The organism is Streptomyces sp. NPDC054849, assembly GCF_053610945.1.
In genome coordinates this window covers 1-14029 of sequence record NZ_JBSGZI010000154.1, presented here as the reverse complement: position 1 = coordinate 14029, position 14029 = coordinate 1, and the positions used below count along the sequence as shown (strand labels likewise).

General features: G+C 71.3%; 13 protein-coding genes. 6 read left to right on the top strand and 7 right to left on the bottom strand.

Features of this window, described 5'->3' with window-relative positions; genetic code table 11:
• Positions 1 to 141 precede the first annotated feature (141 nt).
• From ACWGIF_RS36410 to ACWGIF_RS36395, 4 genes are all read right to left on the bottom strand, one after another.
• Complete coding sequence (locus ACWGIF_RS36410) at positions 142 to 900, bottom strand: CAP domain-containing protein (RefSeq protein WP_453503980.1); 759 nt, start codon at positions 898 to 900, stop codon at positions 142 to 144.
• Between the two features lie 626 nt (positions 901 to 1526).
• Positions 1527 to 1727: a hypothetical protein gene (locus ACWGIF_RS36405; RefSeq protein WP_453503978.1), complete on the bottom strand. Its 201-nt coding sequence runs from the start codon at positions 1725 to 1727 to the stop codon at positions 1527 to 1529.
• Between the two features lie 151 nt (positions 1728 to 1878).
• The gene (locus ACWGIF_RS36400; protein ID WP_453503976.1) at positions 1879 to 2397 is read right to left on the bottom strand and encodes a hypothetical protein; all 519 of its coding nucleotides are present in this window, start codon (positions 2395 to 2397) and stop codon (positions 1879 to 1881) included.
• Between the two features lie 36 nt (positions 2398 to 2433).
• A complete protein-coding gene (locus tag ACWGIF_RS36395; protein WP_453503974.1) occupies positions 2434 to 2868 on the bottom strand; it encodes a hypothetical protein in 435 nt (144 codons plus the stop codon).
• A 214-nt stretch (positions 2869 to 3082) separates the two neighbouring features.
• Here ACWGIF_RS36395 and ACWGIF_RS36390 point away from each other — a divergent pair, with 214 nt between their 5' ends.
• On the top strand, positions 3083 to 3583 hold the full coding sequence (locus ACWGIF_RS36390) for an N-acetyltransferase family protein (protein WP_453503972.1): 501 nt from the start codon (positions 3083 to 3085) through the stop codon (positions 3581 to 3583).
• A gap of 23 nt (positions 3584 to 3606) precedes the next feature.
• Here the strand turns inward: ACWGIF_RS36390 and ACWGIF_RS36385 are convergent, their stop codons facing one another.
• The 3 genes from ACWGIF_RS36385 to ACWGIF_RS36375 all read right to left on the bottom strand — a co-directional run bounded on the left by ACWGIF_RS36385 (position 3607) and on the right by ACWGIF_RS36375 (position 7912).
• A complete protein-coding gene (locus ACWGIF_RS36385; protein ID WP_453503970.1) occupies positions 3607 to 4491 on the bottom strand; it encodes a phosphatase PAP2 family protein in 885 nt (294 codons plus the stop codon).
• Positions 4492 to 4583: 92 nt separating this feature from the next.
• A complete protein-coding gene (locus ACWGIF_RS36380) occupies positions 4584 to 5615 on the bottom strand; it encodes a LacI family DNA-binding transcriptional regulator (RefSeq protein WP_453503967.1) in 1032 nt (343 codons plus the stop codon).
• Between the two features lie 26 nt (positions 5616 to 5641).
• Positions 5642 to 7912 (bottom strand): alpha-amylase family glycosyl hydrolase, encoded by a 2271-nt coding sequence (locus tag ACWGIF_RS36375; RefSeq protein ID WP_453503965.1) that lies wholly within the window; start codon positions 7910 to 7912, stop codon positions 5642 to 5644.
• A 222-nt stretch (positions 7913 to 8134) separates the two neighbouring features.
• Between ACWGIF_RS36375 and ACWGIF_RS36370 the strand changes: the two genes are divergently transcribed.
• The 5 genes from ACWGIF_RS36370 to ACWGIF_RS36350 are packed head-to-tail and all read left to right on the top strand — an operon-like array spanning position 8135 to position 13938.
• Entirely contained in the window at positions 8135 to 9406 is a 1272-nt protein-coding gene (locus ACWGIF_RS36370; RefSeq protein WP_453503963.1) for an extracellular solute-binding protein, read from the top strand.
• Positions 9407 to 9413: 7 nt separating this feature from the next.
• Positions 9414 to 10442 carry a carbohydrate ABC transporter permease gene (locus tag ACWGIF_RS36365; protein ID WP_453503961.1) on the top strand — a complete coding sequence of 343 codons (1029 nt, stop codon included), beginning with the start codon at positions 9414 to 9416 and terminating at the stop codon, positions 10440 to 10442.
• Positions 10443 to 10444: 2 nt separating this feature from the next.
• Positions 10445 to 11287, top strand: coding sequence for a sugar ABC transporter permease (locus ACWGIF_RS36360; protein ID WP_453503959.1), 843 nt, complete (start codon positions 10445 to 10447; stop codon positions 11285 to 11287).
• 51 nt (positions 11288 to 11338) lie between these two features.
• Complete coding sequence (locus ACWGIF_RS36355) at positions 11339 to 12928, top strand: glycoside hydrolase family 13 protein (protein ID WP_453503982.1); 1590 nt, start codon at positions 11339 to 11341, stop codon at positions 12926 to 12928.
• Positions 12916 to 13938, top strand: a complete 1023-nt coding sequence (locus ACWGIF_RS36350) for a LacI family DNA-binding transcriptional regulator (protein WP_453503957.1) — start codon at positions 12916 to 12918, stop codon at positions 13936 to 13938. Before ACWGIF_RS36355 ends, ACWGIF_RS36350 begins: the two co-directional genes overlap by 13 nt.
• Positions 13939 to 14029: the final 91 nt, after the last annotated feature.

Here is a 14029-nt window from a genome sequence, read left to right as displayed (position 1 = left end):
TTTATAATCGACAGCCTGGGCGGGGCCGTGGGGGCGCGGGGGGCCGCACACTGGCGGCGGGCCTCCTGGGCCCGGGGCCCGGGGCCCGCGCCCCGCGGACCCTTCGCGAGTCCGCGGTCCGCTTCCAGGGACGCGGCGGTGTCAGCGCGCCGTGCCGAAGGCCTGGGTCCAGTAGTTGTTCGGCTGGGCCAAGCCGATGCCGATCTCCTTGAAGGAGCAGTTCAGGATGTTCTGCCGGTGGCCGGGGCTGTTCATCCAGCCCTCCATGACCTTCTCGGGGGTGCTGTAGCCGTAGGCGACGTTCTCGCCGTAGGTGCTCCACGTGTATCCGGCGCGGGTGATGCGCTGGCCCGGGTCGGAGCCGTCGGATCCGGTGTGGGACATGTTGCTGTGGGAGGCCATGTCCGCGCTGTGGTCCTGCGCGGCCTTCGTGAGCTTCGCGTTGAGCGTGACGGCCGGGCAGCCGGCGGCGGCGCGCTCCTGGTTGACGAGCGAGAGGACCGCGGCGGCGGCACCCGTGGCGGGCGCGGCGGTGGTCTTCACGGGAGCGGGTGCGGGCGCCTGCGGCTTCGTGGTGGCCGCCGGCGGCTTCGCGGGCTGCGGCGCCTGGGAGGTCTGTACGACCGGCTGCGCGGGCGCGGCGGGGCTGCTCGGGGCGGCTTCCGCGGGGCTGCTCGGCGGAGCGCTCGGCAGCGGGGCCTCGACGGGCGGCTGGGTGGTGGGGGCGGCCACGGGCGCGTACTGCCGGGGGCGCTGGTCCTGACGGCTCGCGGCCCGGGTGCGGCCGTCGTCGTCCGAGTCGAAGCAGGCCATGGCGGCGGTGGGAACACCCACGATTCCCAGGGCGCTGACGGCTATGACTATTTTCCTGTACTGCTTCTTCTTCCGATGCTTCTGCATGCGTGACCTCATTCGGTGATCGCGAAGCTTCCGGCGCCGGAACTGCGGGATGCCGGAGGAATCGCCATTCTTAGAAGGGCGCCAAGGGCGTGGCAAGTTTCCGATTCCGGCGGGCCACGGGCATTCGGCACCCGGCTTGAAACGGACCGGTGAACATGCATGGTCACGATCCGATCACTGCCCCAACCGTCTGAGGGGTTCTCAGAAACGGCCGTGACCAGGCGGGTCGGCGGTCAGCCCATCGGTATCGCGGATTACGTTCCCCCAGTTGAGCGGAATGTCGAATCCAAAACGGACAAATATCGAAATGTCGACGAGTCTGAACGCCTTAAGGAGGTGGATATGCCGACCTCCCACCCGTGATGCATGTCACGTTTCCCGTGGGGAACCATCCGGCTCGGCTCACCTACGGCGCCCGGCTCTCCGGGAACCGGCTCGCGCGGACGCAGGAAACCACGGACGGGGACACCCTTCGACCCGTGAACGGACCGGCAAGAGGTAAACGCATTCCTGCCTTCGGCCGCCTTCGGCAATTCCCCGCTCCCGGCCTTCCGGCCCCCGCCACGGAAATCACTTGCAGGCCGGCGCCGCTGTCGGCGTCCAACGACCCGGCTAAGGCGCAGCGGTCACGCCCGCTGTCCCCGCATCGTCACCAGCCGGTGCACCACCTCGGAGTCCAATGAAGGGTTCGCCGCGGTCACGTGGGCCAGTTCCTCGTCGCCGAGGAGTTTCGTCAGCCGGGCTTGCGGAAGATTCGGGTGGCGTGCCGGCGCGGCGCGCACGGCAGGGTCCGGGTCCCGGGTGAGCCGCTCCACGGTTGCCGGCACGGTCTGGGGGGCACGGGCGGCCAAGGCGCAGACCTCAGGGTCCTCGTGCTCGGCGAAGGCGGCCAGGCCGGTCGTGGGGAAGTGCGGCCGGGGGGAGCCGGAGCGGGAACCCGGCCGCTCCCTTCGGGGCCGGTCGCGGCACGTGCGTTCGTCAGGCGGCCGCCGGTCCGTGGCAGGGGCACGGGTCTTTGCGCACCACCCGTGCGTTGTCGACGTACAGGAGCAGCGCCCCGTCCTCCGGGCATCTCAGACCGACCGAGATCCCCCGCACCGTCGTGCCGTCCTCGGCGAAGGACAGCGCGACGGCCGCCTGGAACACGTCGTGGCCCGCGGGGCAGCGGGGCAGGTCCGACGGCTCGAAGCCGGGGCCCGGAGACGCGGGCGGCAGCGGGGCCTCGGACGGTTCGAGCGTCCACGGGTACGCGGGCGGGTACACGTCGCCGTCCGCGATGCCGACGGGGAAGCAGCAGCCCACGCAGAAGCACTCGCCCTTGGCGACTTCGAGGCCGCCGCCCTCGGGACCGCACAGCTCGCACGCGACGGCCAGCGTCTCGACCCGTCCGCCCGGTTCGGTGCGGGTGGCACCGCGCACCAGGCGCAGCACCTCGTCGTGGCCCGCCGGCGGTTTCCCCGCCGACCCGTAGGCCGTCCACCCGGCTTCGTGATCCATAGATGGATCCTCGCACGCGGTCACACGGGCGTCGGATCACTTCGCTCCCAGGTCGCTCCTGATCATGGCCGTGGCCGATGCCAGGCGGCTGATGCCCTGCTGCACCTCGCGGATGCCCGCGGAGGCCCGGGGCTCGTCGTTCGCACCGGCCCCGGCGACGCATTCTTCGCCTCCGTGCTCGAAGGCGGTCAGGGCGTCGTTCCAGAACCCCCGGGCCTTCTTACTCGGCACGGGGCCGTGATTCTTGGCCTTCGCCACCTCGGCCAGCAGCTCCTGGCAGGCGGTGCCCCAGACGTCCATCGGGCGCATGCTCACCTCGTTGACCCGGCCCGAGGTCTCGGAGAGCGCCTTGATCCTGACGTCCCCCTCCGAGGACCACCACTCCTCCAGCTCCTCGCGCGGCGTCGAAGTGCAAGCGGTGAGCAGCAGCGCCGTGGCAACGGCGGTGAACAAGCGGACGCGGAAGCGCATGGAACCCCCCAGTTCGGTCGTGCCCGATCTTGACAGGAACTGTCGGTCCCGTCGCGGCTCTTGAGACTTTCGTGACGATGCCGTCAGCGCGGCGTCGCCTGGGGGCATGCCGTACGCCTACGACGCCACTGCGCGGCCTCGGCCGGATCGGGCCCGCCGCGGCCGGGACGGCCGACCGGCCGACCGCGTACGCGACCGGGCGTAGGGTGACCGGATGATCACAGTTCGCCGCGCGGGGCAGGACGACGGGGACATCCTCGGCGAGATCCATGCCGCAGCCTGGGAGGCGGCCTACGCCCCCTTCTTCGATCCGGAGTTCGCCGCTCAGGGGGTCCGGAGCCGGCGGACGAGATGGCACGAGAGGCTGGAGCGGCAGGACGGGGTCACGATGCTGGTGGCCGAACGCGACGGCCGCCCCCTGGCGCTGTCCGCGTTCAAACCGTCGGCGACCCGGCCGGGCCTCGCCGAGATCCTCTCCTTCTACAGCCACCCCGACGGCTGGGGCACCGGCGTCGCCGCCGTCCTGATGACCGGGACCCTCAACCACCTGCGCGAAACCGGGTTCGCCGGAGCCCACCTGTGGACCCTGCGCGACACCCCGCAGTCTCGGCGCTTCTACACGAAGTGCGGCTTCACCGAGTGCGGCACCGCACGCACCTTCGACTTCGGCGACGGAAAGCCCCTCGCCCAGGTCGCATACGAGCGCCCCTGCTAGCGGGCGACCGGACAGGACGCCCCTCAGCGCCGGGTGCGGACGCGGTTCAGGAGCTCCGACGCCGGGTGCGGGCCCGCTGGCTCCGGGTGGCGCGGCAGGTGGTGGGGCATCGAGCCGTACCAGGTGCGCGAGACGGTGTAGCCGAAGGCGAGGCAGAGCAGCCCGCCCACCGCGTCGAGCCAGAAGTGGTTGGCGGTGGCCACGATGACGACGAGGGTCACCGTCGGATAGAGCAGGCCCAGGATCCGGGCCCAGGGGGCCGAGGCGACCGCGAAGATCGTCAGCCCGCACCAGAGCGACCACCCTATGTGCATCGAGGGCATGGCGGCGTACTGGTTCGACATGTGCTTGAGGTTCCCGGAGGCCATGGAGCCCCAGGTGTGGTGGACCAGCACGGTGTCGATGAAGTTCTGCCCGTTCATCAGCCGGGGCGGCGCGAGCGGGTAGAGGTAGTAGCCGACCAGAGCGACGCCGGTGGTGGCGAAGAGGACGAAGCGGGTGGCGGCGTAGCGCCCCGGATGGAAACGGTAGATCCACACGAGCACGCCGATGGTCACGACGAAGTGGAGCGTGGCGTAGTAGTAGTTCATGCCCACGATCAGCCACGTCACGGAATTCACCGCGTGGTTGACCGACTCCTCGACGGCGATGCCGAGGGTCCGCTCGACGCTCCAGATCCAGTCGGCGTTCGCGAGGGCGTCCGCCTTCTGCTCGGGCACCGCATTGCGGATCAGCGAGTACGTCCAGTAGCTGACCGCGATGAGCAGGACCTCGAACCAGATCCGAGGCCTGCGAGGAGCACGCAGCCGGGTGAGCAGTGCGCGGTCGGAACCCGGGCGGGTCTCGGTCTCGGGGGGTGTCGAGACATCCGTCCGGGTTTCCAGTGTCTTCACGCTCGATTCACCCATGGGGAGAGAGTCTGCCAGATGCGTCCTCGTCTCCGATCATCCCTCGGGACGGTCTTCGCCGCAGCCGCTCAGCCTTGGGGACTAGACGGCCCTCAAGGCCGGCGCCGCTGCCCCGGCCCGGAGGCCGTGGAGCCGCGCACCACCAGCTCGGGCAGGAACACGAACTCGCTGTGCGGGGCGGGTGTACCGCCGATCTCCTCCAGCAGGGTCCGGACGGCCGCCTGCCCCATGGCCAGCACCGGCTGGCGGATGGTGGTCAGCGGCGGATCGGTGAACGCTATGAGCGGAGAGTCGTCGAAGCCGACCACCGACACTTCCTGCGGCACCTTCAGCCCCTGCTGCCGGGCGGCGCGGATCGCACCGAGCGCCATCATGTCGCTCGCGCACACCACCGCCGTGCAGCCCCGCGTGATCAGTGCGGCCGCGGCGGCCTGGCCGCCCTCCAGCGAGTAGAGGGAGTGCTGGATCAGCTCCTCGATCTCGGCCTCGCCGAGCCCGAGCCGCTCCTTCATACCGAGGCGGAACCCCTCGATCTTGCGCAGGACGGGCACGAACCGCTTCGGTCCGACCGCGAGCCCGATCCGCGTGTGCCCGAGCGCGGTGAGGTGGGTGACGGCGAGCTGCATGGCGGCCCGGTCGTCGGGGGAGACGAACGGGGCCTGCACCTTGTCGGAGAACCCGTTGATGAGGACGTACGGGACGCCCTGTCCGCGGAGTTGGTCGTAGCGGCCCATGTCGGCCGTCGTGTCGGCGTGCAGGCCGGAGACGAAGATGATCCCGGAGACCCCGCGGTCGACCAGCATCTCGGTCAGCTCGTCCTCGGTGGACCCGCCGGGCGTCTGCGTGGCCAGCACCGGCGTGTACCCCTGCCGGGTCAGGGCCTGGCCGATGACCTGGGCGAGCGCCGGGAAGATGGGGTTGTCCAGCTCGGGAGTTATCAGGCCGACGAGCCCCGCGCTGCGCTGGCGCAGTTTCACGGGCCGCTCGTAGCCGAGCACGTCGAGCGCGGCCAGCACGGATTCGCGGGTGCCTGCGGCCACGCCGGGCTTGCCGTTGAGCACGCGGCTGACTGTGGCTTCGCTGACCCCCGCCTGGGCTGCGATGTCGGCTAGCCGTGCGGTCACGGGATTGGACTGTACCGGTCGGACGTTCACCATGACCACCACGTGCACGAATCCGGGGGAAGCCGGACGGTGCGGCCGTCCGTCTCCACGGGCGAGCTGGAGAGGACAGGTCGCCCGGGAGCGGGGAGCTCGACCGGGCCGGACCGGGTGTTGAGGGTGCAGGCGAAGCCGGGGCGGGTGAAGAGGAGGACGCCTTCGGGCGCGGGCTGCCAGCACATCCCGGAGGGGTACGGGGCTTCGGCCGCGGCATCGGTCCCCGCTTCGGGCGCGCCCAGGCCGGGCATCGCCCGGCGCAGTTCGAGGGCGGCGCGGTACAGCTCCAGGGTGGAGTGGGGGTCGCCGGTCTGGGCGGCCACGCTGAGGTCGCGCCAGTCGGCGGGCTGCGGGAGCCAGCTCCCGGCCGGGCCGAAGTCGTACGGCGGCTCCGCGCCGGACCAGGGAAGAGGCACCCGGCACCCGTCGCGCAGCCCATCCTGTCCGGCGGCCGTCTCCGCCTCCGCAACTGCCTCCGGCGCGGTCGACGGTCCCGGGTCCGGCGCGGTTGCCCGCCCGGCCTCCGGCCCGGTGCCCGGTCCGGCCTCCGGCCCGGTGCCCGGTCCGGCCTCCGGCCCGGTGCCCGGTCCGGCCTCCGGCCCGGCGGAGGTAGCGAGAGGTGCCCCCCTGCCGGCCCCGGCTTCGGTGAGAACTCCGGCCTGCGGTCCGGCGCCGGCGGCGCTGCCGACCGCCGCTCTGGCGGGGGCCCCGCTGCCGGCCTCCGGGTCCGCCGGCCCGGCGGCCTGCGGAACGGACACGGCGCCGGTCCGGCCCGCCGTTGCCGCATGCGTACCGGACCCGGACCGGATGCGGTCTTGCGCCGGCAGCCCGGCCCCCGCAAGGCCAGGGGCCACGGCCTCGGCCTTGGCCTGGGCGTCGATTCCGTCCCTGGCCACCGCCGCGGACCCGGTCAGGGCGTCGCCTCCGGGCCGGGGCACGGCCACGGCCACGGTCAGGGTGTTGCCCCCGGCTCCGGCTCCGGCCCCGGCTCCGGCCCCGGCTCCGGCTCCCGCGCCGGCCTGGGCCATGGCCTTCGCCCCGGCCCCGGAATCCTGTCGGCGGCGCCCCCGGCGGAAGGCCGGGTCCTGGCGGACCTCGTCCGGCAGGTCCAGCACCTCCGGGAGGCCGAGCTCCTCCCCCTGGTAGAGGTACGCCGACCCGGGCAGGGCCAGCATCAGCAGGGCGGCGGCCCGCGCGCGGGCGAGGCCCCGGGCCCCGCCCCCGTAGCGGGTCACATGGCGTACGACGTCGTGGTTGGACAGCACCCACGTGGTCGGGGCGCCGACCGAGGTGGTGGCGGCCAGGGACTCGTCGATCACGGTGCGCATCGTGGCCGGGTCCCACGGGCAGTTCAGGAAGCGGAAGTTGAAGGCCTGGTGCAGTTCGTCGGGCCGCACGTACAGGGCGAGCCGTTCGGAGGTCGGCGCCCAGGCCTCGGCCACCCCGATGCGCCGGCCCTCGTAGGAGTCGAGGAGGCGGCGCCAGGAGCGGTGAATGGCGTGGACCGCGTCCTGGTCGAAGAAGGGGAGCGGTTCGGTTCCGATCAGGGTGGCCTGGGCACCGCGCCCGATGTCCGGCAGGCCCGGCGCCTTGACCATGCCGTGGGCGACGTCGATGCGGAAGCCGTCGACGCCGAGGTCGAGCCAGAACCGCAGCACGGAGTCGAACTCGGCGGCGACCTCCGGATGGTCCCAGTCCAGGTCCGGCTGCTCGGGGGCGAAGAGGTGCAGGTACCACTCGCCGTCCGGGGTCCGGGTCCAGGCGGGGCCGCCGAAGATCGACTCCCAGTCGTTCGGCGGCTCCGCGCCGCCGGGCCCCCGCCCCGGCCGGAAGTGGTAGCGGGCCCGGGCCTCCGCGTCCCCGGCGAGGGCGGCGCGGAACCACGGGTGCTGCTCGGAGGTGTGGTTCGGCACCACGTCGATGATGACCCGCAGCCCGAGCGCGTGCGCCGCCCGGACGAGCTCGTCGGCGTCGGAGAGGTCACCGAAGAGAGGGTCGACGGCCCGGTAGTCGGCGACGTCGTAGCCGCCGTCCGCCTGCGGGGAGACGTAGAAGGGGGTCAGCCACACGGCGTCGACCCCGAGGCGGGCGAGGTGGGAGAGGCGGGAGCGGACGCCGCGCAGGTCTCCGACGCCGTCGCCGTCGCTGTCGGCGAAGGAGCGCACGTACACCTGATAGATGACGGCATCGCGCCACCAGCCACCGTTCGCGGTCGCGTTGCTGGAAGAGCTTGCAAGCTGGACGGCCGTCGAGTCGTGGGTCATATCGGGGTCAACGCGGCTACACACCCCCTGGTTGCGGGCCCGGACAGTCGAAGGTGACTCGAACTAACAGCAAGCTGCGGCAACCGTACGGACACACGGATGTAACGATCAGCGTCTCTTGCAGAAAGTTGCCGCAAGGCCTTTCGGTCGTCTTTCAGTCTTGTTAGGTTCCTGGCAACTCGGGACCGCGAGGGCGCGGCCGGGATCATCGAAGGAGTTCATATGCGGCGTGGCATAGCGGCCACCGCGCTGGTCGCGGCCCTGGCGCTCGCGGCGACGGCTTGCGGCGGTGACACCAAGGACGACGGCGAGACCAAGGCCGGCGGCGAGCTTTCCGGCACGGTCACGTGGTGGGACACCTCGAACGACGCCGAGAAGGCCAGCTTCCAGAAGATCGCTGAGGCGTTCACCGCGAAGCACCCGAAGGTCACCGTCAAGTACGTCAACGTTCCGTACGGCGACGCGCAGAACAAGGTCAAGAACGCCTTCAGCAGCGGCTCCGAAGCGCCTGACGTGATCCGCGCCGACGTCGGCTGGGTCGCGGACTTCGCCTCGCTGGGCTACCTCGACGAGGTCCCCGCCGAGACGGCGAAGAAGGTCGACGCCGAGTTCCTCCCGCAGGCCGCGGCCAGCGGCAAGTACGAGGGCAAGACCTACGCCGTCCCGCAGGTCATCGACACCCTCGGCCTCTTCTACAACAAGAAGATGCTCGCCGACGCCGGCGTCCAGCCCCCCAAGACGCTGGAGGAGCTGAAGACGGCCGCCGCCGCCATCAAGGCGAAGAGCGGCAAGGCCGGTCTCTACCTGCGCGGCGACGACTCCTACTGGTTCCTCCCGTTGATCTACGGCGAGGGCGGCGACCTCGTCGACGCGAAGACCAAGACGGTCACCGTCGACAACGAGGCGGGCGTCAAGGCCTTCAAGACCGCCCGCGACCTGGTCACCTCGGGCGCGGCGGTCACCAACGCCACCGACGGCTGGACCAACATGCAGACGGCCTTCAAGTCGGGCGAGGCCGCCATGATGATCAACGGTCCGTGGGCGGTCGCCGACACCTACGCCGGTGACCAGTTCAAGGACAAGGCCAACCTCGGCGTCGCCGCCGTCCCGGCCGGTTCCGCCAAGGCGGGCGCCCCGCAGGGCGGCCACGACCTCGGCGTCTACGCCGGTTCGAAGAACCGCGCCGCGGCCCACGCCTTCGTGGACTACATGACCTCGCAGGAGGTCCAGGTGCAGTCCGCCAAGGAGCTCAGCCTGCTCCCGACCCGTACCGCCGCCTACGAGCAGCCGGACGTCAAGAGCAGCGAGATGGTGCAGTTCTTCAAGCCGGCCGTCGACAAGGCCGTCGAGCGCGCCTGGATCCCGGAGAACGGCTCCCTCTTCGAGCCGCTGAAGGTCGAATACACCAAGGCGATCACCGGGGCGTCGAGCCCGGAGGACGCGGCCAAGGCGGCCGGCATCGAGTTCCGCAAGATCCTCAAGGGCTGGAAGTAACGAAACCATGGCTGCTCACACCAGCCAGTCGGTGGCGAAGGCCGCGGGCGACGGCGTCGGAGACGACGCTGCCGCCCGCGGCCGGAGCCGCAGGACTGACAGCAGGGTTCCCGGTGGACTGAGGCGCGCCCTCGCCACCCACTGGTACGCCTGGGCGATGATCGCCCCGGTGGTGCTCGTCCTCGGCGTGATCATCGGCTGGCCGCTGGTCCGGGGCGTCTACCTGTCGCTGACCGACGCGAACGAGCGCAACGTCTCGCGCACCATCGGCGTCCGCCACATCGAGGCCACGTACGAGTTCGTCGGCCTCGACAACTACGTGGACGTGCTCAGCGACCCGGTGTTCCTGCAGCGGCTGGTGTGGACGGTGGTGTGGACCGTCGCGTGCGTGTCCATCACCTTCGCGCTCGGCCTGGCCCTGGCCAACATGCTCAACCGGGACTTCAAGGGCCGCGCCGCCTACCGGATGGCGCTCATCCTGCCCTGGGCCGTCCCCGGCTTCGTCTCCGTCTTCGCCTGGCGGTTCCTCTTCAACCGCGACAACGGCATCCTCAACAAGATCCTCGACGGTGGCGGCATCGCCGCCGTCCCGTGGCTCGACGACCCGACCTGGGCCAAGTTCTCGGTCATCGCCGTCAACGTCTGGCTCGGCGTCCCCTTCATGATGGTCGCCCTGCTCGGCGGACTGCAGTCGATCCCCGGCGAGCTGTACGAGGCCGCCGAGATGGACGGCGCGAGCGCCTGGCAGCGGTTCCGGCACATCACGCTGCCCGGGCTGCGCGCCGTGAGCATGACGGTGATCCTGCTCTCCACCATCTGGACCTTCAACATGTTTCCGGTGATCTTCCTGCTCACCCGGGGCGGACCAGGAGACTCCACCGAGATCCTGGTGACCCAGGCCTTCCGCGAGGCCTTCATCACGAGCCCGCGCGACTTCGCCGTCTCCGCGACGTGGGGCGTGCTGATCCTCCTGCTGCTCATGATCTTCGCGCTGGTCTACCGGCGCTCGCTGCGCAAGCAGGGAGAGGTGTGGTGACCATGTCCTCCACTCGCACGCGGGGCAGCCGTACCCCGCTCGCCTCCGTCGGCCTGCACGCGACCCTGATCGTCGCGGCCGTGATCGCCGTCTTCCCCGTGCTGTGGATCCTGCTGACCTCGCTCAAGCCGCAGCAGCACGCGATCTCCACGGACTTCGTCAAGGAACCGACCCTCGGCAACTACACGTACCTGCTGGAGTCGAGCCACTTCCTCAGCTGGTTCGCGAACTCCGTCCTGGTCGCCGGCGTCACCACCGTCCTCGGTGTGTTCATCGCCGCCACCACCGGATACGCGGTCAGCCGTTTCAAGTTCCCCGGCATGAAGCCGCTGATGTGGACCCTGCTCATCACGCAGATGTTCCCCATGGCGATCCTCATCGTCCCGCTCTACAACCTGATGGGCGACCTCGGCCTGCTCAACCAGCCGGTCGGCCTGATCATCACCTACCTCACCATCGCCGTGCCGTTCTGCGCGTGGATGATGAAGGGCTTCTTCGACACCATCCCGGTGGAGATCGACGAGTCCGGCCGCGTCGACGGGCTCAACCCCTTCGGCACCTTCTGGCGGCTGATCCTGCCGCTCGCCAAGCCCGGCCTCGCCGTCACCGGCTTCTACTCCTTCATCACCGCCTGGGGCGAAGTCGCGTACGCCTCCGCCTTCATGGTCGGTGACGAGAACCTCACCCTGGCCGGGGGCCTGCAGACCTTCGTCACGCAGTACACCTCCAACTGGGGTGCGATGAGCGCCGCCTCGGTGCTCATCGCCATCCCCGCGGCGATCTTCTTCGTTTTCGCCCAGCGTCACCTCGTCGCCGGGATGACGGCAGGCGCCACCAAGGGCTGACCACCCGTGCCTGCCCCCTCTCACCCCCGGCCCGACCTCTCCAAGGACGACATGACCCAGCACCTCGCCGAAGCACTTCCCACCTCCACCGGCACCCAGCCCGGCTGGTGGAGAGAAGCGGTGATCTACCAGGTCTATCCGCGCAGTTTCGCCGACTCCAACGGGGACGGCATGGGGGACCTCGAAGGCGTCCGCAGCCGCCTGCCCTACCTCAAGGAGCTGGGCGTCGACGCCGTCTGGCTCAGCCCCTTCTACGCCTCCCCGCAGGCCGACGCGGGCTACGACGTCGCCGACTACCGGGCCATCGACCCGATGTTCGGCACCCTGCACGACGCCGACGCCGTGATCCGCGAAGCCCACGAACTGGGCCTGCGCATCATCGTGGACCTGGTCCCGAACCACTGCTCCGACCAGCACGAATGGTTCAAGCAGGCCCTGCGCGAGGGCCCGGGCACCCCGCTGCGCGAGCGCTTCCACTTCCGCCCCGGCCAGGGCGAGAACGGGGAGCTGCCGCCCAACGACTGGGAGTCCATCTTCGGCGGACCCGCCTGGACCCGCGTCGCGGACGGCGAGTGGTACCTGCACCTCTTCGCCCCCGAGCAGCCCGACTTCAACTGGGAACACCCGGCCGTCCAGGACGAGTTCCGCTCCATCCTGCGGTTCTGGCTCGACCTCGGCGCCGACGGCTTCCGCATCGACGTCGCCCACGGCCTGGTCAAGGCCCCCGGCCTGCCCGACCTCGGCCGCGACGAGCAGCTCAAGCTCCTGGGCAACCAGGTCCTGCCCTTCTTCGACCAGGACGGCGTCCACGAGATCTACCGCTCCTGGCGCCGGGTCCTCGACGAATACGCGGGGGACCGCATCGGCGTCGCCGAGGCATGGACGCCGAGCGCCGACCGGACCGCGCTCTACCTGCGCCCCGACGAGCTGCACCAGGCCTTCAACTTCCACTACCTGAGCACCGGCTGGGACGCCGAGGCGCTGCGCGGCGCCATCGACGACTCGCTCGACTCGATGCGGCCGGTCGGCGCGCCGACCACGTGGGTGCTGTCCAACCACGACGTGGTCCGCCACCGCACCCGGTTCGGCAGCCTGGAGCGTGCACGCGCCGCCGCGCTGCTGATGCTGGCCCTGCCCGGGTCGGCGTACGTCTACCAGGGCGAGGAGCTGGGCCTTCCGGAGGTGGTGGACCTGCCGGACGAGGTGCGCCAGGACCCCTCCTTCTTCAAGGCGAACGGCCAGGACGGCCTCCGCGACGGCTGCCGCGTGCCGATCCCGTGGTCCGGCGACCAGGCCCCGTACGGCTTCGGCACCGGCGGCAGCTGGCTGCCGCAGCCCGCCGAGTGGGCCGGCCTCAGCGTGGAGGCGCAGACCGGCGACCCGGCGTCCACGCTGGAGCTGTACCGCTCGGCCCTGCGGGTGCGGCGCGCGCACCCGGCGCTGGGCGCGGGCGACGCCGTCGAGTGGCTGCCGGCTCCGGAGGGCGTACTCGCCTTCCGCCGCGGCGACTTCGTCTGCACCGTCAACACCACGGACGCGCCGCTGCCGCTGCCCGCGCCGGGCACCGCCCTGCTCGCGAGCGGCGAGCTCGCCGACCCCGATGTGCTGCCCGCCGACACCACGGTGTGGTGGCAGGGGTGACTTCCCCGCTGCGGCTGACGGACATCGCTGCGCAGGCCCAGGTCAGCGAGGCGACCGTCAGCCGCGTGCTCAACGGCAAACCGGGCGTCGCGGCCGGCACCCGGCACAAGGTGCTGGCCGCGCTCGACCTGCTGGGCTACGAGCGGCCCGTACGGCTCAAACGCCGTAGCAACGGCCTGGTCGGATTGCTGATCCCGGAACTCACCAACCCCATCTTCCCGGCGTTCGCGCAGGTCATAGAACAGGCGCTCGCCGGGCACGGGTACACGCCGGTGCTGTGCACGCAGACCCCCGGCGGGGCCACCGAGGACGAGCTGGTGGAGCAGCTGGAGGAGCGCGGGGTCACGGGGATCGTCTTCCTGTCGGGTCTGCACGCCGACGCGGCGGCCGACCCAGCCCGCTATCAGCGGCTCGCCGCCCGCGGCGTTCCGTTCGTCCTGATCAACGGCTTCAACGAGCAGATCAGCGCGCCCTTCGTCTCGCCGGACGACCGGGCGGCGGCGGACATGGCGGTGCGGCACCTGGAGGACCTGGGCCACCGGAGGATCGGCCTGGCCATCGGCCCGACGCGGTACGTGCCGTCGGCCCGCAAGGAGCAGGGGTTCCTCGCGGCGGTGCCCTCGGCCGAGTCCGAGGGGCTGATCCAGCGGACCCTGTTCACGGTGGAGGGCGGCCACGCGGCGGGCATGGCCCTGCTGGAGCGCGGCTGCACGGGCATCGTGTGCGGCAGCGACCCGATGGCACTGGGCGTCATCCGCGCGGCACGCGAGCGCGGGCTGCGGGTGCCGGAGGACGTGTCGGTCGTCGGCTTCGACGACTCCCCGCTGATCGCGTTCACGGACCCGCCGCTGACGACGGTCCGCCAGCCGGTACGGGCGATGGCGACGGCAGCGGTGGGCGCCCTGCTGGAGGCGGTCTCCGGCACACCGGTCCAGCGCACCGAGTACGTCTTCCAGCCGGAGCTGGTGGTCCGCGGCTCGACCTCGGCCCCACCGACCCGCTCCCTCTGAACTCGGGGCTTCCCCCGAGACCCCGCCCGGGGGGCGGGCCCCCGCCCGGGGGGGGCGCGGCCGGCCCGGTGAGGCGGCGGTGAGGCGGCTC